This window comes from Paenibacillus sp. Paensp38, from assembly GCF_059491915.1.
This window is the reverse complement of the sequence record NZ_CP168516.1, coordinates 437,901-463,757: the sequence shown is the minus strand read 5'-3', so window position 1 is coordinate 463,757 and position 25,857 is coordinate 437,901. Positions and strand designations below refer to the sequence as shown.

Genomic DNA, 25,857 nt, shown 5'->3' with positions numbered 1-25,857 from the left:
TTCCTCCTTCCATTCTTAATGACTACTCAACTAACTACTTATAATATATAGGAATAATACACAAAAACGCCCCCGGTATTTACAACCGGAGGCATTGACCTTTCATGGCCGCTCCACCAAGCCCCCGCGGGAGCATGGGTCACATGCGATGATTATTGGTGCTTAGTAAGCATGCTTTTCAGCGCTTCTTTGGAGTTCAGACCTACCACTTTATCAACAGGCTGTCCGTCTTTGAAAACGATCAGGGTCGGAATACTCATCACGCCGAAACGGGAAGCAGACTCTGGATTTTCATCCACGTTCACCTTCGCGATTTTGACGCTGTCGCCAACTTCTGTGGACAGATCCTCCAGGATAGGAGCGATCATTTTGCAAGGACCGCACCATGGCGCCCAAAAATCAACCAAAACGGTTCCTGTGCCTTCGACTTCTGCGTTGAAGGATTGATCGGACACGTTAACAATTGCCATTGTATGTTCCTCCTTTATAGAAAAGTCAAGATTATTATAACCTGTAATGTCTATTTCGACACCTTTTAATTATATCACAATAGTCTTTTAATTGTAAGATATCGAAATAGCAGACGGATAAACGCTTACCCCCGCTGATTTTTTCCCTTTACGGTAATGACATCTACAAAAGGACGAATCCGGTCCATCAAGCGTTGTCCTTTATACATTTCCTCTCCATCCTTGCTCGTAAAGCTGAGATGCTTCTCCAGTCCCTGCAAAGAATAATTGGAAGTATAAAAAGTAGGTTTGCGGTTCATTCGGTAATTCAAAATAGAGCCCATCACGTGGTCCCGTACCCACGGGCTTAAATTTTCGGCACCAATATCGTCAAATACGAGCAGATCACAATTTTTGAGCATTTCGGTCGTTTCCTTCAGCTTCTGCCCATCCTGGATCATGGACTTTAAGTCCTCCACAAAATCAGGCATATACACGATCACACCGTTCAGACCCGACAGGGCCAACTCGTGCAATAAATAGCCCATCAAAAAAGTTTTACCCGTACCAAACGTACCTTCCAGATACAGTCCTTTTTTGGATAGACCCTGACTTTTCGTTTCTTCAATGTAACGGAATAGCTGTGTGACGGCAGGCATGCGTTGTGAATCTTTGCGCGCAATTTCAAGGGCGTTATATCCCTCCAGAAGTGCGCGTTCATCCACATAGAAGCTTTTAATTCGCTCACGCACCCGTTGCTCATGTTGGGAAGCAATCTGCTTCGCACATGGGGTCCGAATGTCTACAATTTCAGCAGTTCCATTCGGATATTCCACGCCCAGCTTGCAAAAGTGGCCCTGAAAATCGTTAGGACACCGTTCCAGTCCCGGACAATTGTCGCAATTTCGACGATCTCGGGCATACTGAAAGAGCATGCTCATGTTGAGTCGCAATTGTGTTTCGTCCACATCAGGATGCGCAGCACAAAACTCCTGCACGAGCGGATCATTTAGAACCTGATCGGCTACATTGCGAGTGCGCTGGCGAAACGAAGGGTTCTGCATCTGCTGCAGCAAATCGCCCAGTGATTCCAAGAACGCTCCTCCTTTCTTAAAAAGTGCAGAGTTATGGATACCTTAAAATCTACCTACACCTTTTTCTGTTTACCGGATTGCATTCGTTCGGCCAGACGCAGCAGTTCATCCAATTCTTCCTCAGATACAGACTCCTCGGAAGGTTGATCTTGAACGATTGGAATGGATGGCTTGGCTGGCCCGTTATTTTTGGCATACGCGCGGGATCGACCGCCGGAAGGAGAAGCAAAGGACTGTTTTCCTTTTACCTTAGCTTGATCCCTTATATATTGAACGGCTTTCTCGTAAGTGTTTACCTGCTTAAGCAGCATATTGGAAGCAACGGCCTCGACAAAGTTGCGGTTAATCCGCTGATCGCTCCCGGATACGAGCAGTGACATCAAATAATGGATCAGCACGTTGATGACTTCGCCTGGCAGCTTATAGCTGATATCAATTTTCTCGAATATATCCAGCAGGTTACCGGGAACCGTGCCGGGGAAAAAGGTTTGCAGCAAACGGCGATAAGGCTCGTTGCGCAACATCATATTATATTGGTGAATGTCACACTTGGCTGTGAATTGTGGGGGAACTTCCACATAAAATTCCATTTCCACAGCTTGCTCTGCAGGCGGCTCTTCAGATGTGGAAGCTTCCCTTTGGCGCAAAGCAACTACCTTGGCGGCTTGAACCTGCTGCTCCTCCTGACGCTTGCGATCCTGTCTGGAGTGCTGGCTAGCCCGAAGCTGAAGCTCGTCGAGCAACAAGTCGCCTGCTTCGGTAAAAATACCGTCCTCATCCAGCAAGCGGCTAATATCCTGTACAGAAAGATCAAATTTGCGAACAACGTAATTGACCATGCCTAACTGCTCGTGCTCAAACCGAAGACGCTCCACGTGCTTACGATTGGCAGATTCACGCGGAAAACGGAGAATAATATCTGCATAATTCAATGCTTCCTCCGATTCTGACGCAAGTGGTCCAGTCTGACGGCTAGTAGACACCTCGGACAACGCCTGCTCCAATTCATAATCTATAACATGGGTATTCAGTTCAAATAACTCATAAAATGGAATCGAAATATTCTCTTTATTATAGGAAGATTGCGACCATTCGCTAGATTCTCTGCTCCACAATGATTCTCTCAGAGAAAGCACTGCAAACTTACCGATTTTGTCTCTCAACAAAAGGGTGAGATGCTGTGTTCTGAAAAATTCAGCAGGTGCGAGCGGCGGCTGCATCTCATATTCATACATATAGTCGTCCGTTTCGGGTGCATACAGCCTGGACGTCTGTAACAGACCGACGGCCTCCAGTTTGGAGGTCTGTTCAATCAAATACTTGCGTCCCTTCTCACTCGGCTCCAGTCCCAGTGTCAGAAAAAGGCGACGCTGCTGTTCCAACGGCGAATAACCGATTTGTCCGACTGGCACATGCTGGAACAACAGTCGATACAGACTGACCGCAAATGCGCCTACCATCGGCTGATAGACGCTTCCCAGCATCAATTCATCCAGTGCGCTCAAGCCAAATTCCCGATAAACGCAGTAGCGGTGGTTCTCAGTATAGTGCAGCAGGTTTTTCATCCGCATTCCAACATTCTTCCTTTCCTGACATAACGGTCTCCAAGATGTTTTTCTATTCTATCATACTTGCCTTCTGGTGGGACCAACAAAATAAGGGCAATTGTTCTCCTTTTTGGCAGCCGTATTCGTCTGAGTTCTACTTTTTTCGAGAATACTAACTATTTTATGACTTTGTGACCTGCATCATGGTAAAAATAAAATTCTTCACACTTCTTTCATTGGTGAAAAGCTTTACTTTGAGCTACAATATAATGGTTAAGTATCACGTATTGGATACAGGAATGATATTAGGAAGTACACATATTTCGGCTAAGCCGATTACCATTTACAGATCGTAAAGGAGTGTAGATCGTGAGTCAACATCAACCTCAACAAACCCCAGCAACACCTAACGAAGTAGCCTCCACACTGGAAGGCTGGTATGCGCTTCACGATTTTCGGTCCATCAACTGGACAGCATGGAAGACCGCAGACGATGAAGAGCGCGCCGGAGCACTGGACGAGCTTCAAGAGTTTATGAAGGAATGGAACGTTACCGAGGAAGCGGGTCTGGGCAGCTCAGCTGTCTATACTGTAGTCGGACAAAAGGCTGATTTTGTCATGATGCACCTGCGCGAAACGCTGGAAGACCTCAATAAACTGGAAAATGATTTTAACAAAACAACCTTCGCCAAATATACAACTAAAACCTACTCTTATGTGAGTGTGGTGGAACTGAGCAATTATTTGAGCAAAGATGAAGATCCTATGCAAAATCCACAAATTGTCGCACGCTTGAAGCCTGTATTAAACAAGGCCCGTTATATTTGTTTCTATCCAATGAACAAAAAACGTGATCTAGATGACAACTGGTACATGCTTTCAATGGACGAGCGTCGCACCTTGATGCGCAGCCACGGTTTAATTGGACGCAGCTATGCTGGCAAAGTAAAGCAAATCATTTCCGGTTCTGTCGGCTTTGACGATTGGGAGTGGGGCGTAACACTGTTCTCCGATGACGCACTTCAGTTCAAGAAGCTAATCTACGAAATGCGTTTTGATGAAGTCAGTGCCCGTTACGGTGAATTTGGCTCCTTCTATGTCGGCAGCGTGTTGAATGAGGAATCATTTGAAGACATGTTGAAGCTGTAAAGCACAACCGTCAGTACCATATCGCAGCATACAATTAAGGATTCCGCGAACTCCCACTTTCGGGACGGCGGAATCCTTTTTTTATTGCAGCACAGGCTCGACCCCTACGGATGTATCCTCACTTTTCGCCAGCTTTCTTTTCTCCAAAGCGATCTGAATAAAGATAACAAGCATTAGACCACTTAATAGGATCAAAAAGCCGCCAAGCTCAGGAATAAAATATTTTAAGCTCCCACCTTTGAAGCCCATCCCTCTCAAAAACTTGAAATGCCAGGTCAATGGAAGAATATTACTAATATATTGCAGCGATGTAGGCAGCATAGCTACTGGCAATTGAGCGCCGCTCAGTAAAAACGAAGGCAGTATAATTAGCATGAGGCGTGGGGAAGCTTTTCCCGGATTCGCCGCATTCCACCCTAAAGCCATAGCAAACAAACTCAACGTAATCGTGTACAGGAGAAATGGAATACTGAGCTGCCATACATTCGCTTCAAAGCGTAGTCCGCCAATTTGCTTAAGTAAACCAATGGACAGGTAAAAGGACACACATCCTACTAACGCATACGGCAACACCCTAAGAATCAAACCATACGAAAACTGAAGCTCCTCTTTTAATCTTCCTTGCTCCCGCAATCGCGGGACAATTGTCAGTACAGTAGCACCCATCAGTGAAATCATGACCGTATTAATGAACCCCATAACTGAGGTCATCAAAGTAGCATTGGTAGGATTATATAACAGGCGCTGCTGAAGCAGCATATTGGAAGTAAGCCCTGTAACCTGGCTGTCACTCATTCCCATACCCTTTAATCCACCACCAGCCAGCATCGCATTTTCCGACGCCATAATCTCTGTGACTGCCGAGCGTAGATTTCCCGTAGCCTGACCTACCGTATTATCCACATAAAAACCGATGTTGCTCTGAACTCCTTTGATCCTATTTTCCTCCAACCCAGCTGGAAGGTAAATCACCGCAAAAAACTTTTCATTATATAAAAGTAAATTCGGATCGGCTTCATTCTCTTGCACATGGCGTACATCAATATACTGCGATGCATCCAATTTATTAATAAGCTGTCGGCTATAACTGCTATGATCTAAATCGACTACAGCTACAGAGGCATCGTTAAGCTGATTATTTTTAAAAACAAATCCAAAGGCTACAGCTACTACGATAGGAACGAGCAGCATGATAAAAACCATCTTACCACTGATCATCAGCTTCCATTCTTCTATAAACGCCTTCATTTCGTCACAACCTCTACCGTCATTCCAGGTAATAATTCAGATGTTCGCTGGACATCCACCCGCACTTGGAAGGAGCTTATATCCGACAGACCTTTGTCCCGACTCATTCTCATGTTGGTATACTGAGGGGCAGAAGTAATGTACCTCACCTTGCCTTGGACATCTTTATCTAAAGCTACGACGTGCGTATTCACATTTCCCCCAGCTTTGAACTGTGACATGGAATCCTCGCCCACATAAATATCGTAGTATAGCTGATTGGTTTCAATAACGACGCCCGTTGCCCCCGTAGAAACGATCTCTCCCATTTTAGGTACAATACGCGACACCTTACCATCTGCGGATGCCTTCAGCACCATACGTCCGCGCTGCAATTCCAAAGTTTTGAGTTGAACACTTAATGCCTGCTTTTGTTGAGCCAGAAGATCCACATTGTATTCGCTATTCTTAACATCTTTTCGTGTTTGCGAGGTTTGAGTCAAGGCTTCCTTGGCTTTTTCTGTTTTGATACGAGCCTGCTGGCGTTCCTCAGCCGTTGCGCCAGCCTCCATTTTATCCAAAGCGGTTTGCTGCTGAGCGATCCCATTTTTAGCAATGTCCGATTGTTTGCTAGCCGCTATAATCTGGTTTTTGGCAATTTCAACCTGATCTTTAGCTGTATCTAACGCGATTTGGGCATTATCCAGTTGGTTTTTGGCGTTATCCAGTTCTGCTTTGGTTCCAGCTCCACCATCATATAACGCTTTGATACGGTTGTAATTCACATTAGCCAAGTCCAGAGCCTGTTGTCTGGATGATACTGTTTTTTGCGCGATTTCCACATTCCTTTTGGCTGTCTCTACTCCTGTCAGAGCTGCGTCCAACGATTGCTGTGCTGCTTCAATAGCCAGCTTTTGTCTTAGAATATCCTCCGCACGTGTTCCTTGATTTAATAAGGACTCTCCTGCTTGCGCGGCTTGAATGTCCAATTGTCCCTGTTTTTCTGAAGTTGAAATTTTCTCCGACTGATTTTGCAGCCCGTCTTTAGCCTGTTTTATTTTCACATCAGCCTGTGCGATATCCGTTTTTAATTTCTCAATTTGCAAATCAAGGTCTACAGGATCGAGGGTCATGAGCACATCCCCTTTTTTCACCTGTTGTTCTTCCTTCACCTCAATCGTGTTTACTCTTCCCCCTACGCCCTGAAAAGCAACATTTACGGTATCTGCCGTAAGCAGTGTGTTTTTTTGTTGGGCTGCCATACTCACAGCATCCTTGCCGCTCATTGCCATCAGCGTACCTCCGGTACCTAATGCAACAACAAGTAGCACGTACACAATGATCTTTTTATTCATTGCAATAAACTCTCCTTCATGATGATTTAGCCAATGATAGTTAAAAAATAATAGTCAAAACAAATAAGGAACCTGATAGTACGACGTCTAACTATTTAAGCCGGGAAATTTGATTATTCCCGTTTTATCCGTTCAAGTCCTGAAGAAAACTTATTTAATAACGTAGCAAATAGAATATGATCTTCCTTTGTAAATTCATTCATTAAATCCGAAAAAAGCTGGATGAACATCGGAATTTTTTCCGTCATTAACTGTTTTCCTTCACCAGTCAAGGAGATCGCGGTCATACGTCGATCCGTCAGCGTACTTCTTCGGATGATGCCGTCCCGTTCCAGCTTATCAATTACGCTGGTTACTGTTGAACGAGTAACCCCTGAATATTCAGCTAGCTCTGATGGAGTCAATGCACGTTCATGTAAAAACAATGGCATTAAAATTTTCAGGTTGCCTACAGATAGCCCATATTCCGAGAGTCTGGAAGACACTCCATTGTACACTTCATGTGCTGCCTGCACGAAAAGTACCCACGTATTCAACGATTGGGAGTCCACATTTGGAAACTTTTCAGTCAATAAATGTATTCTACTGGGATCGGCATTGATTTTAAAATCAGAATTCAATGTGAAGCTCCCCCTCTGTAATTAGTAATCATACTATACGACGTCGAATAGTTATGAGTCAATATCTTTTTTTGTTCATTGAAATAAAAAAGGTCTCCAAGCTCCTTTTTAGGAGTCATGGAAACCTTTTTGCCTTAGAAAAACCGTCCTTTTTTCAGTACCAGTGGAATTCCGCCAATGATGAACAGATAGCGGAGATCGACAATTTTTTTCAATTGTGCGGCCACCCAACCTTTTATTTTGCGTTTGCCCACCACGGCGACGGCTTCGCCTTTTCCAAGCGAAGCAACCGTCCCTTTATTGGAAAATACGAACTTGTGCAGCTCCTTTTTGCGAAGAGTAGCGGCCAGATTCTTGGCACAAAGGACCCCTTGCTGCATCGCAATTTGGGCAGTCGGTGGATAAGGGCGTCCTTCGGGATTAAACATCAAGGAGCTGTCCCCGATAATAAAAATATCATCGTGGCCCGGTGCACGCAGAAAATCGTCGATTTTCACCCTTCCACGCATCACTTCGAATCCAGCTTTCTCAATTAATCCGTTTCCACGAATCCCTCCCGTCCAGACCACCGTGCAGGCTTCGATTTTCTCACCCTCACCAACGATTACACCATCCTGCAAGCATTCCTTAATCGGAATTCCAATGCGGAAGGTGACCCCTTTACGCTTAAGGACATCCATCGCATACTCCACCAGTTCAGGATCAAACCCCGGCAGTGCCGTAGGAGCTGCCTCGACGTTAATGATTTGAATCCGGTTAAAGTCGATGTCATAAGCTCTAGCCAGCTGTGGCAAACGATCCGCCAACTCCGCCACAAACTCAATGCCGCTAAAACCGGCGCCCCCTACGACGAAATTGAGGCGACCTGGTTTACCATCATTTTTATACAGGGCCAGCTGGTATTCAATATGCTCCCGAATCAGGCGAACGGAGTTAATACTGCGAATCGTCAGCGCAAACTTATCCATCCCCGGAATGCCAAATGTTTCTGGCTCCCCGCCTAGTCCAATGACCAAATAATCATAGGACAGCGAGCCGTCCTCCAGCACGATTTTTTTCTCCTTTGGTATGATTTCCTTAACCGTTCCTTTGACTAAATCCACCTTGAACTCATCGATTAGCTGCGCAATCGGAATCCTTGAATGCTCAATCGTATCCGTACCTGCCGCAGGCATATGAAGATGTGTCGTAATATAGTGGTAATCATGACGGTTGATCAGCGTGACATCCGCCTCATTGTGCTTGAGCTCCTTTTGCAATTGCTGAGCCGTCAATATACCGCCATATCCGGCGCCCACAATGACAATTTTGGGAATACTGCTCATGCTTTTACCCCTTCCGATATACATAATTATTCGAAGCTGTTCTCTCAAAACGGTTAATTTACACTCACAAAAAAGTCTTCATCAAATATTAATAGCTTTAACTTTGCAAGCGGAACCTGGCAGTTTATAATGATAAACAGTGAATCATGCGTTCGGCGGCTATCTGAACCTCTATGCGGCTGATTCAATAATTACAAATTCCATACTATCCCTTTCGGAGGTGTTTTTAGAGTGACAACTCAATCCACAGGCGCGGAGATCCGCGATCTGATCATTATTGGAGGCGGTCCAGCCGGTATTTTCGCCGCTTTTTACGGAGGAATGCGTCAGGCATCCGTCACCTTAATTGAAAGTATGCCCCAACTGGGCGGCCAGCTTGCAGCCCTTTATCCTGAAAAATATATTTATGACGTTGCTGGCTTTCCTAAAGTAACTGCACAGGAACTGGTCAACAATTTGGTTCAACAAATGAACCACTTTAATCCAGAAGTGCAGCTAGAAGAGAAAGTCGTATCGTTAGAGAAAAAAGAAGAACGCCACTTCATTGTAAAAACAGACAAAGGTGGCGAGTATCATGGTAAGGCGGTTATTATTACCGCTGGTGTTGGTGCTTTCGAGCCGCGCAGACTGGAGCTTCCAGGTGCCGAACATTTTGAAAAAACGAACCTGCATTACTTTGTTAGCGACCTGAGCAAATTTGCAGGCCGAAAAGTGCTAATCAGTGGTGGCGGTGACTCTGCCGTAGACTGGGCACTCATGCTGGAACCAATTGCAGAACAGGTTACATTGATTCACCGCCGCGACAAATTCCGTGCGCATGAACACAGTGTCGAAAACCTCCTGGCATCCAAAGTAAATGTTATTACACCAACGGAAATTACAGAATTGCATGGAGAAGACACGATTACGAAAGTCACTCTTGCTCATGTAAAAACCAAAGAAACACAGGAAATCGAAGTGGACGATGTGATCGTTAACTTTGGATTTGTATCCACACTTGGCCCGATTGCTGAATGGGGAATTGAAATCGAAAGTAATTCCATCGTGGTCGATTCTCGCCAGGAAACCAATATTCCCGGCATTTTCGCCGCAGGAGATATTACAACCTATCCAGGCAAGCTCAAGCTGATTGCGGTCGGCTTTGGTGAAGCCCCTACGGCAGTCAACAACGCCAAGGTCTATGTAGATCCAGATGCCAAGTTGTCTCCTGGTCACAGCAGTAACATGAAATTGTAGTCTAGTTTAGACTATGACAAAAAAGGGTATTTTACTCCAAATTTGAATGTTTGGAGTGAAATACCCTTTTTTACGGTGTGCCTATTCGTTGCAGTGATTGTCTGTAAAGCCATTCGAACCCTGAATGACTTTACAGTCGCAGTACGAGAGCTTGTCCGGTCTAATGAAGGACTACGGCTGTATTCATCTCTAGATTTCTTTTGTGAATTTCAGCCAGCAACAGTGCAATGAAGTCACATTCAAGTTTAAGCTCGATTGCCATCTGATAGGAATCCAAAAGCATCTCATCCGTCAGCATAGCCATCCTCGACACAACCTTTCCTTTTATTTCAAAATCTATTCTATCAAAATACCAAAAACGGAACAAGCGTTCTGTTATCCACAGCCAATTGTGGAAATCCTGTGTATAAATTGTTGGTAAGTGTCGTTAACCCTTATATGTGACAGGGGATAATGTGGACAATATTTATACACAGAATTTTGAAGCTTGAACACAAAAAAAATATTTTTATTATTTATACAAATATATTATATTTAGCGTCTTGTTAATAGATTAAATTGGGATTTTATTGAAGAAAACAGAAATTTATTGAGGTCTTGTATTAACCTCTAAAATCCATACCCTTCCATTCTGATCAAGCCCGTAATCAAATCCTAGTTGTCCAATCCCAGGAAACCTTTTTTCCAGCACAGGAATACAGCGCTGTGTAAGTTCAATGATCTCTCGCCGCTTTCGCGTAGCAAGCCGCCGGGGATATATCATTCGAAGCGCATCTGTTCCCTTCAGCAAAGTTCCCCCTCTGCACAGATTCGTAATGACCAGTCCGGGACGAGCATGACGTGCAACTACCGCACGAAAATCCCATCTCTGCCCTTCCTTCACAACTTTGACTCGATAGTCGACAGGTCTACCTTGAATACTTGCCAGTTGGATCCCTTGTTGAATGAGATATGGGCGTTGGATTCGGAGCTTATGGATTCCGATTACAAGTGCTCTAAAATGACTGAACCGGTGCGTGTGCTCCATACGCGTGCAGGTGTATCCCCTACGCTCCTTTGCCACACGCATGACTCCGATTCCTCCGCCTCCTTTTACAGGTTTTATAAACACAAAAGCATGCCGCCGCAGCATCATGCGCAATTGATCTTCACTATATAGACAGGTTTCCGGTATATAAACGGCGGTATGTGGATGGTGGAGCAGCGCCTTCGTCTTTAGCCATTTGCTTGCAAGTTGTCTCATCTAACCCTCTCCTTTCGCCGTCAGGTATACTTATACATACTCAACAGGAATGTTCTATTCTTGGATGATTGTCCGCGGCATGTGTCTATTTCGACAAGATCATGGCGAACGGTAGCATGCACCGAATATCACTGGTACAATGACAATAATCTACTACCATTTGCACGGAACAGCGGAAATTACCGCCAAATCGTTTTTCAACAAGGAGGTCAACTCATGAATAGCAAAATTGGCATCATGGACATTGGCTCAAACTCCATACGTCTGGTGATCTATGAAATGACAGAGACAGGAGCCTATCGCATTGTGCAGGAATGCAAAGAAGCTGCCCGACTGAGCGAAAAGGTTGGGGCCAACGGCCGTATGGAACGGGAGGCGATTCGAAGCATCGCTCCATTGTTGCGCCAATTTATGGCGGTATGCCATATGCACGGGGTTGTCCGTATGCGTGCAGCAGCAACAGCAGCCATCCGCAATGCCACGAATTCGGACGAAATCGTCCAATGGATTGCGGAGGAGACAAATTTAACACTGGAAATACTGAGCGGAGAGCAAGAAGGCTATGCCGGTTTTCTGGGTGTAGTGAACACTATGAATGTGAGTGATGGAATCATCATTGACATCGGGGGTGGCAGTACCGAAATTACGCTGTTCCGCGATCGAAAGCGACTGCATACGGTGTCATTTCCCTTTGGCGCCGTCAATATGAACTGGCGCTTTGGACGTGAGGTCAAGAATGGCGAATGGTCTCCTCAGCAGATTGAGGAAATGGAGAGCTTTGTCCGTTCTTCACTGCAAAATCATGATTGGATCTTCTCCAATCCGGATCTGCCATTCATCGGGCTAGGTGGGACCCTGCGTACTTTGGCTAAAATCAATCAGAAGCGGCAGGATTACTCACTTCCTGTGACGCACCATTACGAAATGACGATAGAAGATGTCGATTACTTCTATGGCAGTCTGCCCCATCTTCCCTATGAAAAACGCAAAAAAACAGCCGGCCTGTCCAAGGACAGAGCCGACATCATTGTACCGGGTCTTATTATATTGAAAACGATATTTGAAGCTGCTCAAGGCTCCGCGTATCTGGTCAGTGGAGCGGGTCTGCGAGACGGCCTATTTCATGAGCTGGTCAACGCTGAACAGCCCGTGGTAGCTAATCCGCTTATCACATCCATTCGCAATATCCTTTCGTTTGCTGTCCCGGTTAGCGAAGCGCATGTCAAGCGGGTTAACGAGTACGCCGTCCGGCTCTATGACACATTAGCTAGCGGAACCTCAGCTGCTATGGACAAACGTTTGTTACTGACCGCAGCAACTCTTTACAAAACGGGAGCTGCCTTGAATTACTATCATTTTCGCCAGAATTCCGTGTTCTGGATCTTACATGCAGGCATTGGCGGTCTATCCCATAGGGAAACGGTACTAGCCGCGTTGATCGCGGATTACCATCCCAAGAACCGGACCCCCCGTTTGCTACGCACACATGCGGATATTTTGGAGCCTTCCGACGAGGAACGTGTACATCGGCTCGGCTCGCTGCTCCAGCTCGCGATTGGCATGGATCGGAGTGAGTCCGGAATGATTACCAGCATCAATCCTACTACAGGGGATGACGCAATGCATCTTCGTTTGGAAAGCAAGAGTGAACCCATATTAGAACAACGAGAACTAGAATCCGTTGCGAAAGATTTCCAAAAGGCGTGGAACCTCACATTGTCGTGGTCCATTCTACCTTCTTCCAATTTCTAACCTTCATCGCTTCAGATTGGCTCCTGATGGGAGCCTCTTTGTCGTTTCTGGACACAAATTGATAGCTGCCATTAGGCAAAAGCTGGCGCGCCTTCACATTATCCCTTAACGATAAATGCAGAATATCTGCCAGCATTTCTTTGATCCCGTCATCATAAATCGGGCACATCAGTTCAATTCGGCGGGTCAAATTGCGCGTCATCCAATCCGCACTGGACAGAAATAACTCGGATTTCCCTCCATTTTCAAAATAAAACAATCTGGAATGCTCCAGAAAGCGGTCTACAATACTGATGACACGTATATTCTCGCTGAATCCTTCCACACCGGGACGCAAACAGCAGACCCCTCTGATGATAAGATCAATCTTCACACCTGCTTGGGAAGCCGCATATAGTTCATCGATCATCTCCTGATTGGATAAGGAGTTGATCTTGGCAATAATCCGGGCGGGCTTACCTGCCAATGCTTGCTCTGCTTCCCTACGGATGAGTTCAAACAGCTTGTTCTTCATTCCCGTTGGAGCCACCGTAAAAGCTTGCAAAGTCTTGAGCGCAGAGAATCCCGTGATTTCATTAAACAGTTCGGAGGCATCCTCACCAAGTACTGGATCCGACGTAAACAATCCGATATCCGTATACACACGCGCCGTGCTTTCATTATAATTGCCTGTACCTACATGCACATATCGTTTGAGTGCGTTGCGCTCATGGCGTATGACAAGAATGATTTTGGCGTGCGTCTTCAAGCCAACCAACCCATACACTACGTGACAGCCTGCTTTTTCAAGCGTACGCGCCCAGGCAATATTACGTTCCTCGTCAAAACGGGCTTTCAGCTCCACCACCACTGTTACCTGCTTGCCCGATTCGGCCGCACGTGCCAATGCCGGAATCAGCTTCGATTCCCCGTTGACACGGTACAGGGTCATTTTGATTGCCATCACATCCGGGTCCTCTGATGCCTCAATGATAAAATCAGTTACCGCATCGAATGATTCATACGGATGATACACGAGCACGTCCCGTTTGCGAAGTACGTTGAAAATATCCTCCTGCGGGGGCAGTTCTTCCGGATACAGTGGTTTGATTGCCGGGAATTTCAAATGCGAATACCCTTCCAAATGATCGGCAAAAGACGATAAAAATGTCAGATCCAACGGCCCGTCCACCTCAAAAACATGGTCGAACAGCTTGAATTCGCGTTGAAGCTCCATCAGGGCATAGGGATGAATCCCTTTTTCTACTTCCAATCTTACTGGCGCGCCCCGTCGTCTTCGACGCAGCTCTTTTTCAATCTCTTCGAGCAAATCTTCGATTTCTTCTTCATTAATGGATAAATCGGAGTTACGTGTCACACGAAAAGCATGAACGGCCTCTGGGATATACCCAGTGAACAGCGTTTGGATATGATGCTTGATCAGTTCCTCAATTAAAATAAATGATTTCTTCTTGCTATTGGAACGTAACGGCACTGTAACCACACGTGGAATATTCGAAGGCACCTGCACAATGGCAAAAAGCGGTTTATCCTCCTCCGTATCCCCCGGACGTCTCAAAACGACCGCTAAATATACGTATTTATTGTGAACGAGTGGAAAAGGACGGCTCTGATCGACCGCCATCGGCGTGAGCACCGGAAATATAATTTCATGAAAATATGCATCCAGCGACTTGCGCTGTGTCGTATTTAAGTCTTCATATTCGAGCAGTAAAAGACCTTTTTTCGTCAAGAGGCGAGAAATATCACGATAGGTCCGGTATTGTTCCGATACCATTGAGACAGTACGCTTGATCAGGCGTTTGTACAAACCGGAGGGGGTATATCCCGTAAAATCCTTTTGCATAAAACCCGCCTTGATTTTCTCGCGCGTCTCTGCAACACGAACAGCCATAAACTCATCCAAATTGCTAGATACAATCGCCAAAAATTTGGCTCTCTCCAGCAACGGTGTATCTGCATCCTGAGCTTCCTGAAGCACACGGCGATTAAATTCAATCCAGCTTAAATCTCGGTTAAAGTAACGTTCTGACCCGGCTTTATCCTTATTCTGACTCTCTATCAACATATGGCCTCCATCAATTCATGCAGTATAGTTACCCTTTATTGTACTATTAGATGAAACGCACTAGCATCACAGCAGTGTAAACGCAATGTAAAATGTGTGTAAACACAAACTGGATATTTGAAAAGGTCATTCGGATGCTTTACAAAAATAGCATTAAGCGGTACAGTGTTTACGTCTGTTTCATAGAGTAGATTGAAAAACCGTTTCTTTTTCTGTTGTTTATGTTCGTTATGATGTGTAGTAACCACTTAGAAGCCACGTTCAATTGCTGATTTTCAAATGGCATGATATAGGGAGGATTTACGTTATGGAACCCAAGAAAACGCCACGCGTACTGCAAAAAAACATCGAATTTTTCACCGCAGCGCTGTCTCAACACCTCGTTACGGTCTGGCAAGAGGACCCTACAGGTGTATACTGTGAGATTGGCTGTGGATATATCGAGTTATTCAGTAGCGAGATGATTCGGGTGCGCAATCAAGATGGAACCCCAAGCCATTATGACCGCAATATTACCATGTTTCAGCTAATCACAAAGGATCAGCCGATATAATTATTATATGCTATGCCTGCGCTGTTCTTCCAGATTAGAATTGCTTTATGTTTACAACTACCGATTTTCATATCTGCTGAATCTTGCAGTTTTTCAAAAAGCGCCTCAGAGCGCTTTTTTTGTCGACCTTTTTTGAACATCGTTTCGAAAAGCAGTATGATAAGGGAGCATATTACCTAAATTTAAAGGGGAATCAACCGATGGAGCATACAACATCAGATGAGCGCATCCTGGTTATGACCGCGGTTGAAGGCGAACGGGAAGCTGTACTGCGGGGCCTGAAAGGCGACACCCGTTTTGTGGTCGAGCTAGCTGGCGTGGGCGCACCGTCCGCGGCGGCTTCAACCGCGCTAGCACTGGCGGCGGCTGGTGACTACCGTCTGGTCATCAGCGCCGGAATTGGTGGCGGCTTCGCGGAGGTCGCTGCATTGGAGAGCGTCGTTGTTGCTGACGCGATCATTGCCGCCGACCTGGGGGCCGAGACGGCAGAGGGCTTCAGCAGCGTGGACGAGCTGGGGTTCGGCTCAAGCAAAATTGCCGTGAACGTTGCCACCGCGCAGCGATTGGTTCAGGCGTTGCGTGCCGCCGGACAGATGGCTGTCGCGGGGCCGATCCTGACCGTCTCTACGGCCACCGGTACGGCGGCAACAGCGGAACGGCTGGCCAAACGCGTTCCTGGAGCTGCTGCCGAAGCGATGGAAGGCTACGGCGTGGCCGTGGCGGCAAATAGGCTAGAACTGCCGACGATGGAAATCCGCACGATTTCCAATGCTGTCGGTCCACGTGACCGTGCAGCCTGGCGAATCAAAGAGGCTTTGCAAGCGTTGGAAGCCGCATTTTCTACATTAACGGAGGTTATATAGATGCAAATTGCTTTTTCACCTTGTCCCAACGACACTTTTGTCTTCCATGCCCTGGCGCATGGTTTGATTCCGGGCGCACCCGCGCTGGACATTACATTCGCCGATATCGACATCACCAACAATCTGGCGATCACACCAGACGGACTGGATATCATGAAAATTTCGTATGCTGCACTCCCTTGGGTACTGGATGAATATGCCCTGCTGCCTTGCGGGGGCGCACTGGGCCGGGGTTGTGGGCCACTCGTGCTGACCAAGGAAGGTTCCACCGTCGAAGGCCCGAAAGCCCTGTCCGGCAAGCGTGTAGCCGTTCCGAGTGAACGTTCCACTGCCTATCTGCTGTTCCGCCTGTGGGCAGCCAAGCATGTGCCTGGGGGTGTCGGCGAGATCGTCGTGATGCCGTTCGACCAAATCATGCCTGCTGTCCGTGACGGGGAGATAGATGCCGGACTAGTTATTCATGAAGCACGGTTCACGTATCCGTCCTACGGGCTTAGTAAGCAAGTCGATCTGGGGAACTGGTGGGAAGAAGATACAGGACTGCCGATCCCGCTCGGAGCTATTATTGCCCGCCGTACGCTGGATCTGGATGCGATCACAAACTGGATACGCGCCTCTGTCGAATACGCTTGGCAGCATCCCGAAGCTTCGCGTGAATATGTATTGTCTCATGCGCAGGAGCTTTCACCTGATGTTGCCCAATCGCATATCGACCTGTACGTTAACGATTTTACCGCCAATCTGGGCGACAGCGGATATGCCGCCATCGAAGCTTTGCTCGGTCGTGCCGCGCAGGAAGGGCTGGTACCTTCGTTTGATTTAGCCCAACTGCGTCCTACATCCACAACAACACGTTAAAAGGGATAGACATGCCTTGCATGTTTTCCTACTGAAAAGAGTAGTTTAAACATATAAAACCTCCCGAACGAGCACATGGCCTAGCCATGCGCCCCATTCGGGAGGTTTTATCATTTCATATGGCGAATCCTCATTCGGACTCGCTTGATCCCTATCCTTAGTTCTGTTCCTGCTCGACAACCTCGGTCTTAAATACGTTATCCAGTTTGGTACCCAATCTTTTGACCAGCGGCACCTTGATATCCCGGCTCAGCTCCTTGAAAAAAGCGTCCATGTCACAATTAATCTTATCCAACACGACCTTCACGGTACCCTCTTCCAAGATCTGCTCATTCAGATCCTCCGGTACGGTAACCGAGATATCATACTTCTTGCTTAACGTTTTAATGTAGCGGGTAAAGATTTCGATAAGCTCCTCATTGTTGAACTTCTCAACTGCAACTTGCCCTTTGTTGGTAAATTTCAAATTCACTCTCACGTTAGCATTTCCCCTTTTCCTTTTGACCATTTATTTTGGATAAACGTTGAACCTTTCAGAGGCTCTTCAAAGAAAGGGCCTTACCGGTCGTTTTAGACTCTTGTCCTTTGATATACTAAGTATAACACATTAAGGCCGTTTTCATTTCCCAACTTGTCGTTTTATGATAAAAAATGATAAAATTTGCGCATTTTCAGCATAAATTCTTTCTTTTCATGCCAATCATTAGGAATATCCCCTACACAAATACACAAAAAAACGCCTATCTCGCAAAAGAAAGACGTTTCCGTATAGATGCCTAAGTGGTATGCATTTACAGAGGTTTCGTACATTCCCAACCATGTGAACGATACTCACGCACAGCGTCTCGTATATCCTCAATATCATCAGTATGCAGCAAAACGGCAGGTAGAATAACCCAATATTCATTCTCCGCTAGATCAATAAATACGTCCTCGACATCGTAATATTGCATATCGCCAAATGCCGTGTCCCTGATCTTCTGTCCAACTAAAGGTGTAAACGGAGAATCAAATGTTTTCATCACCTTCGTATATTCCTTCACGCCCGTTGCCGAGATTTGCTGCGAAATAATGACGCTCAATGCTGTTACCTCCCTGACCTAATAATGCTCATTATACCCTTCTCTCAGACCCTCTACAAAACCTTGCGTAAAAAAAATCATAAAAATCAATACATTAGGTTCCTCCTATTGCTGACCGGTGAGTTTAAAAGTGCCGCCTTCCCGCTTCCCAAGCGGATAATTTTGAACCGTCATTTCCACCCTCGTATTCTTATCCCATACCGGAAGCTTGTCAGATGTACCGTACTCTTTCATAGCTATGTTTATGACTTCCTCCGCCTTCTTCGTCAATACAGCTGAGGACATATTATATTTACCATAACCTTGATAAGCACCGCCAAAACCAAGATTAGGTTGATTGTTCACATTCAGTAGCACACCCTTCAACGTGCCATCCTCTGTTACATCAAAAGTCACTTTTTCCAATACAAAATCATCGGTAACGACAGATGTCTGCTCTAACATATGCGTTATGGCTGACAGGTTAGCTGTTAATCTAACTCGTCCCAGTAGCGCCTCTGTATCGTTGTGTTGCTTCGTTAACGCTTGTGTTGTTTTATTTAGTGAAGCGTTCGCACTAGTTAAAGTATTGACCTTCGTATTCAGATTATAATTCCACACCGCCAAGGCTATACATCCTAGTACAGCTACTCCTGAAATGACTGTTGCTACAACTGCGAGCTTACGAACAGAATGTGCTTGCGGCTCCACAGACTGAGCATGACTGCTTAATTCTCCCATACCAAACTTCCTCTCTACTTATATAGTCATATTTTACTATTCCCTCCTCTGATAATCTAGTATATTTTTCCTAATTCCATATTTCTATGCATTTGTACAGGAATTCGTTTCATCAGCCCTGGAGTTTCGGTTCTTTCGTTTTCTAGGAGATGCTGTATTTACCAGATACACACTGCCTGCAATCAGCACCAGCCCCACAACAAACGTCAAAGTAAGCGATTCCTTGAGCATTACCATACTAAAGACTGTGGACAACACCGGAATCATAAACGTATATGAGCCGACGGTTCCTGCATCTCCATTGTCGATCAGTTTAAAATAAATTATCCAGCCCATCGCAATCACGAATATCGAAATAAACAATAGAATTGCGATAAAGGAGGTCGTCCAGTGAATATCGCTCCATTTCTCGGTCGTAAATCCAATCCCATTGAGTATAATCCCTCCCAAAATGAGCTGCATCGTCACCGCCCAAATGGAGTCCAGCTGCTGACTTTTTTTCTTCATATAAATCGTTCCGAGCGCCCAGCACAATCCTGAAGCTAGCCCCAACACAATACCCAGTACAGATAAATGCCCTGCCATTCCACCAGAGCTAATCACGATCACCCCGCCAAAACCCAGTACCAGTCCAATGACCTTCAGGGGAAACATGCGCTCCCCTAACCACATCCAGGAGAATAATCCCAACAGGATCGGCTGAAGGAATACTAAAGTGGAAAATAACCCAGCAGGCAAATAACGCAGCCCTACCGTCTGCAAGCCATAGTAGCCTGCAATATTAAATATGGACAGCACAAGATAAGTCCACGCATTCTGTCTAAAACGCAAGGTTTCCCGGTGACGTATAGCGAACAATAGCAGAATCACACCACCCAGCAGGGTACGGATTCCTGAAAAAAATATCGGCGGCGTATCTGGCAAAGCCAGCTTGGTCAACGGCCAGTTGATCCCCCATACCATCACTAATATCAAGACAAGCCACAACGTAGCTTTAGGTGTTAATTTTTTCATAGATGTCTTCTCTCCCTTAGATTTTTCATCGCTCATTGCTACCGACTAAAATCTGAATAGCCGTTTGCAAAGTTTTGCTTTACTAGCGTATACTGTGGTCACTAATAAATAAAATGAATGTTTTCAATAAGGGAGATAACTTTTCACTTATGACCATTACTCAGATTATGATCTTCGTTCGTGTAGCTGAAACGCTAAACTTCACCCAAACTGCCCATGAGCTGCATATGACGCAGCCCGCGGTCAGCCATGCCATCGCCAGCATCGAAAACGAGCTGGGTGTCCAGCTATTGCTGCGCGACCGAAAAAAAGGAGTGCTGCTGACAAATATCGGGCACAAGGTACTGCTGCAATTCCGTATGATGCTGCAAAGCATGGAAAAGGTACAGCAGCAGGTGGCTGCTGAAAAAGGTCTAGACGTGGGCACGATCACGATCGGTGCCTTTCCTTCTGCCTCAGCCTATTTTCTGCCCCCGATTATTCATCATATTCGTCAGCATTATCCGAACCTTGTTTTCGATCTACATGAAGGCTCCACGAATGAAGTCAAGGAGTGGGTGCATACCAGAGAAATCGAAGTCGGTATCATCCTGTTACCAGACCCTCAGGTAGATATCATCCCATTATGTCAGGATGACATGGTTATTCTCCTGCCAGACGGTCACCCTCTACAATCGCACAATAAAATTGCCATCCGTGACTTGAATGAGCAGGATATGATCTTTTGTAAAGGTGGACATGAGGTCGCCATTATGGAAGGTTTTGAACGCGAACAAAGTCAGTTGCAGGCACAATTCATTACTCACAATGTCAGCACCTTGGTCAGCATGGTTCGACAAGGACTGGGTATGGGCATTGTTTCTTCACTCGCCTTGTCCACGTTCCCCCATGATCTGACCGTCAAGGAGACTTCACCTCTGATCACACGTCAAATCGGTATCGCTGTACCATCCCTGCACAATGCTTCTCTGGCTGTACAGTTATTTGTGCGTACTGCGCAGGAGCTGTTTACGGATATGAAGCAGTAGAAGCATTGGATTATGAACATAAGGAGGTCTATTCATATGCAGAGAAATCAAATCATTCGACCAAATAGCTAAATTTCTAACCTATAAGCTTATACATCACATATAATGCATTAATTACACTGGTATATTATCCCATCCCAGCGGGTAACCTATATGCTGAATACCTGCAATTTTCAAACTAGGAGGGTTTTGCATGGATCATCTCGTTATTTTGATCAGAAGTTTTTCTGCATTCGTTATCCTCATGCTAATTGGGAGAATATTGGGGAAGCAAACCCTTTCCAATATGAACTTTCACGAATTCGTAACGGCAGTTATATTAGGAGCTATGGCTGCTAATTTTGCATTTAACCAAAAAATAGAAGTTGTCCACCTATTAATAGCCCTGTCTGTTTTTACAATTACTTCTTATGTTTTATCCAAGTTTTTTTTGAAATTCAGAAACTTTAAGATGTGGACAGAGGGAGCACCCACCGTTCTCATAGAAGGAGGGTTCATTCTCGAAGATAACCTAAAAAAAAATAATATGACATTGGATTCTTTAAACCAACAACTTCGCCAGAAAGAAATTTTTAATATAGAAGAAGTGCAGTACGCCCTCCTTGAGATTAACGGAAAACTATCTGTTCAAAAGAAAAAGGAACTGCAAGCCGTGACATTAAAAGACCTGCAGTTGAATGCAGGTAATGCCACACAGTTCCCAATTGAGCTTGTAATCGACGGACAGCTTTTGCATGGCAATTTAAACTCCAATCATATTCCCGAATCATGGCTGCTGTCTCAACTGAAGGCCCGCGACAAAAAGTTAGAGGACGTATTCTATGCCGTTAAAGGCAGCAACGGCCAACTCTATGTGGATGAATATAAGGATAAAATCCAGCATCCAATTGATGTGGAGTAGTATTGACTTTCGGTCAATAGTTACCTGAGATTCAACGTAATCAGATAATTGTATTTGGCAGCGTGCTTAAGCTCATCCAAAATGATACCGTACACCGTGTCCTTATAGATACCGGCAGGCAAACCAAACCAGATGTTGCGATATCGTTCCACCGCACCCAACTCTCCCATCAAGGCGCGCTGTAGACCTTCTGTATAAGATTGCACCCTCTCATATTGCTCACTACTGATGCCTGCAATTTCCTGTCCTGTCAAAGCCCGATACATCTCTCTGAACATTTTATTGTGACCGCGCTCATCATTACGGATGCTTTCAATAATAGCCACCTGCTCTTGTGAGGGTGCCAAATTGATCAATTCATCGTAGAACAACTCATCGTTACGCTCCCCTTGTACCGCTTCCTTTATCATTTGTACTGCTTTCGGAAATCCTGTGTTCCAGATCGGTACAAAATCGGCCCGCATATAGTATGAATTTCCCCAGTAAGAAGGTACTTGATACAAGTTTATTCCTCCTAATGTTAGTTTTTAGAAAGTATATGCGCATCTGCCCATGTCGGTTCCTAACATTAGGAGAATATACTGATGATAGCTATCCTTCAATGTCGGATCAAACCTCCAGCTACATCATCCCAGCGCCAAGAAACCTCATGTCCATGGAGATGCAGCCCCCCCAAACCACTCATCGATCCCTTGAACTGCAATGCGGTCCGCTGATCCATTCAGTACCTCTTTACCCAACTCTGTCAGAATTACCTTTCGGTTCAGAAAATCCGGAATTTGTCTGAAATCCAAGCCCGCCTCAATCCCGTCAATGATCAGCAAAGGATGTTCGCCTTGCGCCAAAGCACGAATAAATTTCCAGTATTCGAGATCACCCATGCCAAGCACATGCAGAACGTCAGTTACCTGACGAAACAATTCCAATGCCGTATTCACTTCATTATGAACGGCCTGAAGCGTGGTCTGTTCCACAATGCCAAGACCATTCTGCTCCGAGGGCAGCCGCTTGAGATGCGTTGTGAAAGCTTCATAGGCAAAAGTCAGGCCGGATGCTGCCAATTCTGTCTTCTTGTTTTCCAGCAGATTAGCCATTTGTACAGGATCAGGAGAAGCATACGCCTGCCAAAGCTCGCTTCCGAGTTCCATTTCTTGCCGCCCAATAGTCCGCCAGGTACCGGATAATGTCTGAAGCTGTGCCGGAGTGAGCTGTCCCAAGCCATGAAAGCGTTCGATTCCCGGAAACTCCCCAATGCAGAGCAGGCTCAGCTTCGTGCGGCCCAGTTTCTGTCTTTTGAACCAGTGGAGCAGATAGGCGAGCATGCTCTGATCAAACAGGTCATGCTCAAACCACAATACGACTTCATCATACTTAATAAACTCACGAAGTTTCTGCTCCTGTTCCTCACAACCCGTAATATATTCGCTGGTCGGAATACCCATCGATTCTTCTAGGACCCTGGCCCGCAATGCCCGTTCTTCCGCCCCCGCTGGATTTAAAAATATCGGTCCTGCCGGATATACCTCTCTCCATACAAGCACATCACCCTGTACAACACCCTGCTTCAACATCTCGCCTACAACATCACCGTTAACAATATGTAGCATGTTTTGCCCTCCCTCATACAAATGATTGAACACAGAAACGAGATCAGCTACCGGGAGTGTACCTTTCAGCTTTCGGCGAGCATCGTGCAACCGCTTCTTAAGCGTCGGGACCGGAGTGCCCAGATAATCGGAAATTTCCTGAAGAGAATAGCCGTAAAAATAAAACAGCCGCAGAGGCACGCGCAGCTTGGCAGACAGTGCCTTCACCGATTGTTGCAGAACTTGGCTCTCCTCCCTACGCTCCGCAATTTCTGCTACACCCGGTACTCCTCCCGATATCTGCATAGCCTCATCCAGAGGAAGCATCGAATGATGCTTGCGCCGCAGCATTCGCTGGCACTGTCTTACGACAATGGTCTTGAACCAGCCTGGAAAAGCGGACGCGTTCTGCAGCTTCTCCAGATTCTGATAAGCTTCTATGAGCGCATCCTGCACGGCATCTTCCGCGAGATGAACATCCTTCAGCATGTCATAGGACACCGCATAGACCATCCCGCGAAAATGCAGCATTAGCTGCCCGAACGCTTCTTCATCCCCCTGCCGTGCCTTTTCAACCCACTCCTTCATACATCCCTAGCCTCTTTTCTCTCGTGTTCTTAGTCTTAAGTGCCAACTCCGTGGAGGAAGGTTACAAATCAGCTAGTTTCTCAACAGAAATATATCATCCTTTATTTTTTACGAGGTTAAGTTCAATATGACTTCGACCATGTAGCCATAGCAGTTCGTCCAGTAAAAACGTCAATCCATCCTTACTACGCAAACGCTCGATCAGTTCTGTAACGACTTCCATAATCCCACGCTGTACATTCTTCGCTAGTTGGAGGCCCCCACTTTCCCCATCCACATAAAGATGTGGATGGTCCGGTTGTTCTACCTTTCTTACATGTCGCAGACACAGTATCCCATGTTCAAGATAAAAGAAATAACTACGATCATACAGAACTCCCTCAATTAATTCATACATATGAGGATCATCATCAGGTCCATATGTCATGGTAGCCCTTTTTAAACTAACTGGATTGTTCATATATTCTTTCACTCCCTCAGAATTTAAATTGTAAGTTCCTATACTGAAATTCTAGTGAAGTAAAACTCTAATTAAAATAATGTGAATTTTTTATTTGATAAGTCCTGAATGTTTGTATGCAATACTGTAATTTATGTATAAGAAGTCGTTCATTGAATACATTCGCAATATGGTATATATACCAAGTTAACTTCTATTTTGTTAATGAGGTACTTATACTATATGTTTTGAATTCTTATAATCAAATTGGAGAGTGATACAATGAATTTTATAAAATCTATTTATACAAAACAAAACGTAAATAGCTCAGTACTCTTTTTTGCATTTTTAGTTTTATATAGTGTTTTTTCTAAGATTGAAATTAAACCCGTAGCTCTTTTGCTTTTTACAGTTGCATTTTAATGCCCTGAGTAAATTTGTCCAATCCACACGTAGTGATAATGATCCTAAGTAAGTAATCTCTACATATTAAAAAAGACCTCCAGGACGAATATAGTACGTGACTATACCGTTCTGGAGGTCTTGATTTACATTTTCGAATTGTTAACACCCCATCATGCAGGTTTGCAGACAATTCATTTCATTGTACCCTTTTAAACTACCTTAACAAGGCTCTTCGTTCGGTTTCCCGGCATCTGTAGCTGTACGGAAGCTTGAACCGCAGCCGCATGTAGCTACGGCATTCGGGTTATGAATCGTGAAGCCGCCTGACATTCCAGACTCTTCAAAGTCGATTTCCAGACCGTCCAGGTAGCGGATGCTTTCCTTTTCCACTACAATCTTCATATCCTGTACGTTCATATATATATCCTGATCCGTCTCGTTGTCGTCAAAGCCCATTGCATACGAGAATCCGGTGCAACCACCTGGCGTAACACCCAGACGTAAAAACATATTCGGCGTTTCCTGCTGCTCCAGCATATCCTTCAAACGCTCAGCAGCGGAATCGGTGATGTTAATCATAGCTCCATCCTCCTCTTTTACTTCATGTTCTCCTTCAGTATACTCCACTATTTGCAGGTGCTCAAGTCATGGAATGTCCTTCCCTTACAGGCTTCAAGACCTGTTTTTCTATTCGTTTGTATTGAACACCGGTGGTGTGAGGTTTATAATAGGTGAAGAGTGTGTAAAAGAAACTG

General features: G+C 45.4%; 26 protein-coding genes. 8 read left to right on the top strand and 18 right to left on the bottom strand.

Annotation, left to right across the window (positions count from 1 at the left end):
- Window positions 1-152 precede the first annotated feature (152 nt).
- From trxA to ACEN8J_RS02180, 3 genes are all read right to left on the bottom strand, one after another.
- Window positions 153-470 (bottom strand): thioredoxin, encoded by a 318-nt coding sequence (gene trxA, locus ACEN8J_RS02190; RefSeq protein ID WP_010347861.1) that lies wholly within the window; start codon window positions 468-470, stop codon window positions 153-155.
- 125 nt (window positions 471-595) lie between these two features.
- Window positions 596-1,543: a primosomal protein DnaI gene (gene dnaI, locus ACEN8J_RS02185; RefSeq protein ID WP_029518246.1), complete on the bottom strand. Its 948-nt coding sequence runs from the start codon at window positions 1,541-1,543 to the stop codon at window positions 596-598.
- 53 nt (window positions 1,544-1,596) lie between these two features.
- Window positions 1,597-3,114, bottom strand: coding sequence for a replication initiation and membrane attachment family protein (locus ACEN8J_RS02180; RefSeq protein WP_495594209.1), 1,518 nt, complete (start codon window positions 3,112-3,114; stop codon window positions 1,597-1,599).
- 345 nt (window positions 3,115-3,459) lie between these two features.
- On the opposite strand from ACEN8J_RS02180, the gene hemQ reads away from it, so the two are divergent.
- Window positions 3,460-4,239: a hydrogen peroxide-dependent heme synthase gene (gene hemQ, locus ACEN8J_RS02175; RefSeq protein WP_051718004.1), complete on the top strand. Its 780-nt coding sequence runs from the start codon at window positions 3,460-3,462 to the stop codon at window positions 4,237-4,239.
- Window positions 4,240-4,320: 81 nt separating this feature from the next.
- Here the strand turns inward: hemQ and ACEN8J_RS02170 are convergent, their stop codons facing one another.
- The 4 genes from ACEN8J_RS02170 to ACEN8J_RS02155 all read right to left on the bottom strand — a co-directional run bounded on the left by ACEN8J_RS02170 (window position 4,321) and on the right by ACEN8J_RS02155 (window position 8,766).
- Complete coding sequence (locus ACEN8J_RS02170) at window positions 4,321-5,487, bottom strand: ABC transporter permease (protein WP_495594208.1); 1,167 nt, start codon at window positions 5,485-5,487, stop codon at window positions 4,321-4,323.
- Entirely contained in the window at window positions 5,484-6,821 is a 1,338-nt protein-coding gene (locus ACEN8J_RS02165) for an HlyD family secretion protein (protein WP_495594207.1), read from the bottom strand. Before ACEN8J_RS02165 ends, ACEN8J_RS02170 begins: the two co-directional genes overlap by 4 nt.
- A 113-nt stretch (window positions 6,822-6,934) precedes the next feature.
- Complete coding sequence (locus ACEN8J_RS02160) at window positions 6,935-7,441, bottom strand: MarR family winged helix-turn-helix transcriptional regulator (protein WP_165148528.1); 507 nt, start codon at window positions 7,439-7,441, stop codon at window positions 6,935-6,937.
- Between the two features lie 134 nt (window positions 7,442-7,575).
- Window positions 7,576-8,766 (bottom strand): NAD(P)/FAD-dependent oxidoreductase, encoded by a 1,191-nt coding sequence (locus tag ACEN8J_RS02155; protein ID WP_025724040.1) that lies wholly within the window; start codon window positions 8,764-8,766, stop codon window positions 7,576-7,578.
- 231 nt (window positions 8,767-8,997) lie between these two features.
- Here ACEN8J_RS02155 and ACEN8J_RS02150 point away from each other — a divergent pair, with 231 nt between their 5' ends.
- Entirely contained in the window at window positions 8,998-10,002 is a 1,005-nt protein-coding gene (locus ACEN8J_RS02150) for an NAD(P)/FAD-dependent oxidoreductase (RefSeq protein WP_340933088.1), read from the top strand.
- Window positions 10,003-10,162: 160 nt separating this feature from the next.
- Here ACEN8J_RS02150 and ACEN8J_RS02145 read toward each other — a convergent pair whose 3' ends face one another.
- Window positions 10,163-10,306 carry a sporulation histidine kinase inhibitor Sda gene (locus ACEN8J_RS02145; RefSeq protein ID WP_007431918.1) on the bottom strand — a complete coding sequence of 48 codons (144 nt, stop codon included), beginning with the start codon at window positions 10,304-10,306 and terminating at the stop codon, window positions 10,163-10,165.
- Window positions 10,307-10,588: 282 nt separating this feature from the next.
- Window positions 10,589-11,245: a YheC/YheD family protein gene (locus ACEN8J_RS02140; RefSeq protein ID WP_165148519.1), complete on the bottom strand. Its 657-nt coding sequence runs from the start codon at window positions 11,243-11,245 to the stop codon at window positions 10,589-10,591.
- A 216-nt stretch (window positions 11,246-11,461) separates the two neighbouring features.
- Here ACEN8J_RS02140 and ACEN8J_RS02135 point away from each other — a divergent pair, with 216 nt between their 5' ends.
- A complete protein-coding gene (locus ACEN8J_RS02135) occupies window positions 11,462-12,997 on the top strand; it encodes a Ppx/GppA phosphatase family protein (RefSeq protein ID WP_029518238.1) in 1,536 nt (511 codons plus the stop codon).
- On the opposite strand, the gene ppk1 is transcribed toward ACEN8J_RS02135, so the two are convergent.
- Window positions 12,957-15,065 (bottom strand): polyphosphate kinase 1, encoded by a 2,109-nt coding sequence (gene ppk1 / locus ACEN8J_RS02130; protein ID WP_029518237.1) that lies wholly within the window; start codon window positions 15,063-15,065, stop codon window positions 12,957-12,959. The two genes, ACEN8J_RS02135 and ppk1, sit on opposite strands and share 41 nt — an antisense overlap.
- A 307-nt stretch (window positions 15,066-15,372) precedes the next feature.
- Here ppk1 and ACEN8J_RS02125 point away from each other — a divergent pair, with 307 nt between their 5' ends.
- The 3 genes from ACEN8J_RS02125 (at window position 15,373) to ACEN8J_RS02115 (ending at window position 17,339) form a co-directional block, all read left to right on the top strand.
- Entirely contained in the window at window positions 15,373-15,618 is a 246-nt protein-coding gene (locus tag ACEN8J_RS02125) for a hypothetical protein (protein ID WP_029518236.1), read from the top strand.
- A gap of 200 nt (window positions 15,619-15,818) precedes the next feature.
- On the top strand, window positions 15,819-16,481 hold the full coding sequence (locus ACEN8J_RS02120) for a futalosine hydrolase (protein ID WP_495594206.1): 663 nt from the start codon (window positions 15,819-15,821) through the stop codon (window positions 16,479-16,481).
- Window positions 16,482-17,339, top strand: coding sequence for a 1,4-dihydroxy-6-naphtoate synthase (locus ACEN8J_RS02115; RefSeq protein ID WP_495594205.1), 858 nt, complete (start codon window positions 16,482-16,484; stop codon window positions 17,337-17,339).
- A gap of 157 nt (window positions 17,340-17,496) precedes the next feature.
- On the opposite strand, the gene ACEN8J_RS02110 is transcribed toward ACEN8J_RS02115, so the two are convergent.
- The 4 genes from ACEN8J_RS02110 to ACEN8J_RS02095 form a co-directional block, all read right to left on the bottom strand.
- Entirely contained in the window at window positions 17,497-17,817 is a 321-nt protein-coding gene (locus ACEN8J_RS02110; protein ID WP_023990165.1) for a hypothetical protein, read from the bottom strand.
- A gap of 313 nt (window positions 17,818-18,130) precedes the next feature.
- Window positions 18,131-18,421 carry a hypothetical protein gene (locus ACEN8J_RS02105; RefSeq protein WP_069012616.1) on the bottom strand — a complete coding sequence of 97 codons (291 nt, stop codon included), beginning with the start codon at window positions 18,419-18,421 and terminating at the stop codon, window positions 18,131-18,133.
- Between the two features lie 105 nt (window positions 18,422-18,526).
- Complete coding sequence (locus ACEN8J_RS02100) at window positions 18,527-19,141, bottom strand: hypothetical protein (protein ID WP_039272697.1); 615 nt, start codon at window positions 19,139-19,141, stop codon at window positions 18,527-18,529.
- A gap of 84 nt (window positions 19,142-19,225) precedes the next feature.
- Window positions 19,226-20,155, bottom strand: coding sequence for a DMT family transporter (locus ACEN8J_RS02095; protein ID WP_029518231.1), 930 nt, complete (start codon window positions 20,153-20,155; stop codon window positions 19,226-19,228).
- A 149-nt stretch (window positions 20,156-20,304) separates the two neighbouring features.
- Here ACEN8J_RS02095 and ACEN8J_RS02090 point away from each other — a divergent pair, with 149 nt between their 5' ends.
- Both ACEN8J_RS02090 and ACEN8J_RS02085 read left to right on the top strand, forming a co-directional pair.
- The gene (locus tag ACEN8J_RS02090; RefSeq protein ID WP_029518230.1) at window positions 20,305-21,183 is read left to right on the top strand and encodes a LysR family transcriptional regulator; all 879 of its coding nucleotides are present in this window, start codon (window positions 20,305-20,307) and stop codon (window positions 21,181-21,183) included.
- A gap of 193 nt (window positions 21,184-21,376) precedes the next feature.
- On the top strand, window positions 21,377-22,084 hold the full coding sequence (locus ACEN8J_RS02085) for a DUF421 domain-containing protein (RefSeq protein WP_069012613.1): 708 nt from the start codon (window positions 21,377-21,379) through the stop codon (window positions 22,082-22,084).
- 20 nt (window positions 22,085-22,104) lie between these two features.
- Here the strand turns inward: ACEN8J_RS02085 and ACEN8J_RS02080 are convergent, their stop codons facing one another.
- The 4 genes from ACEN8J_RS02080 to ACEN8J_RS02065 all read right to left on the bottom strand — a co-directional run bounded on the left by ACEN8J_RS02080 (window position 22,105) and on the right by ACEN8J_RS02065 (window position 25,681).
- Complete coding sequence (locus ACEN8J_RS02080; RefSeq protein ID WP_069012664.1) at window positions 22,105-22,548, bottom strand: ferritin-like domain-containing protein; 444 nt, start codon at window positions 22,546-22,548, stop codon at window positions 22,105-22,107.
- Between the two features lie 183 nt (window positions 22,549-22,731).
- Entirely contained in the window at window positions 22,732-24,258 is a 1,527-nt protein-coding gene (locus ACEN8J_RS02075) for a sigma-70 family RNA polymerase sigma factor (RefSeq protein ID WP_495594204.1), read from the bottom strand.
- Between the two features lie 94 nt (window positions 24,259-24,352).
- On the bottom strand, window positions 24,353-24,718 hold the full coding sequence (locus ACEN8J_RS02070; protein ID WP_340886337.1) for a hypothetical protein: 366 nt from the start codon (window positions 24,716-24,718) through the stop codon (window positions 24,353-24,355).
- Between the two features lie 603 nt (window positions 24,719-25,321).
- The gene (locus ACEN8J_RS02065; protein ID WP_013311832.1) at window positions 25,322-25,681 is read right to left on the bottom strand and encodes a HesB/IscA family protein; all 360 of its coding nucleotides are present in this window, start codon (window positions 25,679-25,681) and stop codon (window positions 25,322-25,324) included.
- Window positions 25,682-25,857 lie beyond the last annotated feature (176 nt).

What these genes read in the sequence shown, in the direction of transcription:
- ACEN8J_RS02100 (WP_039272697.1), bottom strand. Translation starts at nt 19,141, where the DNA reads ATGGGAGAATTAAGCAGTCATGCTCAGTCTGTGGAGCCGCAAGCACAT.
- ACEN8J_RS02125 (WP_029518236.1), top strand. Translation starts at nt 15,373, where the DNA reads ATGGAACCCAAGAAAACGCCACGCGTACTGCAAAAAAACATCGAATTT.
- ACEN8J_RS02075 (WP_495594204.1), bottom strand. Translation starts at nt 24,258, where the DNA reads ATGAAGGAGTGGGTTGAAAAGGCACGGCAGGGGGATGAAGAAGCGTTC.
- ACEN8J_RS02085 (WP_069012613.1), top strand. Translation starts at nt 21,377, where the DNA reads ATGGATCATCTCGTTATTTTGATCAGAAGTTTTTCTGCATTCGTTATC.
- ACEN8J_RS02080 (WP_069012664.1), bottom strand. Translation starts at nt 22,548, where the DNA reads ATGCGGGCCGATTTTGTACCGATCTGGAACACAGGATTTCCGAAAGCA.
- ACEN8J_RS02090 (WP_029518230.1), top strand. Translation starts at nt 20,305, where the DNA reads ATGACCATTACTCAGATTATGATCTTCGTTCGTGTAGCTGAAACGCTA.
- ACEN8J_RS02145 (WP_007431918.1), bottom strand. Translation starts at nt 10,306, where the DNA reads ATGGCTATGCTGACGGATGAGATGCTTTTGGATTCCTATCAGATGGCA.
- ACEN8J_RS02120 (WP_495594206.1), top strand. Translation starts at nt 15,819, where the DNA reads ATGGAGCATACAACATCAGATGAGCGCATCCTGGTTATGACCGCGGTT.
- ACEN8J_RS02140 (WP_165148519.1), bottom strand. Translation starts at nt 11,245, where the DNA reads ATGAGACAACTTGCAAGCAAATGGCTAAAGACGAAGGCGCTGCTCCAC.
- ACEN8J_RS02095 (WP_029518231.1), bottom strand. Translation starts at nt 20,155, where the DNA reads ATGAAAAAATTAACACCTAAAGCTACGTTGTGGCTTGTCTTGATATTA.
- ACEN8J_RS02135 (WP_029518238.1), top strand. Translation starts at nt 11,462, where the DNA reads ATGAATAGCAAAATTGGCATCATGGACATTGGCTCAAACTCCATACGT.
- ACEN8J_RS02165 (WP_495594207.1), bottom strand. Translation starts at nt 6,821, where the DNA reads ATGAATAAAAAGATCATTGTGTACGTGCTACTTGTTGTTGCATTAGGT.
- ACEN8J_RS02070 (WP_340886337.1), bottom strand. Translation starts at nt 24,718, where the DNA reads ATGAACAATCCAGTTAGTTTAAAAAGGGCTACCATGACATATGGACCT.
- ACEN8J_RS02170 (WP_495594208.1), bottom strand. Translation starts at nt 5,487, where the DNA reads ATGAAGGCGTTTATAGAAGAATGGAAGCTGATGATCAGTGGTAAGATG.
- ACEN8J_RS02180 (WP_495594209.1), bottom strand. Translation starts at nt 3,114, where the DNA reads ATGCGGATGAAAAACCTGCTGCACTATACTGAGAACCACCGCTACTGC.
- ppk1 (WP_029518237.1), bottom strand. Translation starts at nt 15,065, where the DNA reads ATGTTGATAGAGAGTCAGAATAAGGATAAAGCCGGGTCAGAACGTTAC.
- ACEN8J_RS02065 (WP_013311832.1), bottom strand. Translation starts at nt 25,681, where the DNA reads ATGATTAACATCACCGATTCCGCTGCTGAGCGTTTGAAGGATATGCTG.
- ACEN8J_RS02155 (WP_025724040.1), bottom strand. Translation starts at nt 8,766, where the DNA reads ATGAGCAGTATTCCCAAAATTGTCATTGTGGGCGCCGGATATGGCGGT.
- ACEN8J_RS02115 (WP_495594205.1), top strand. Translation starts at nt 16,482, where the DNA reads ATGCAAATTGCTTTTTCACCTTGTCCCAACGACACTTTTGTCTTCCAT.
- trxA (WP_010347861.1), bottom strand. Translation starts at nt 470, where the DNA reads ATGGCAATTGTTAACGTGTCCGATCAATCCTTCAACGCAGAAGTCGAA.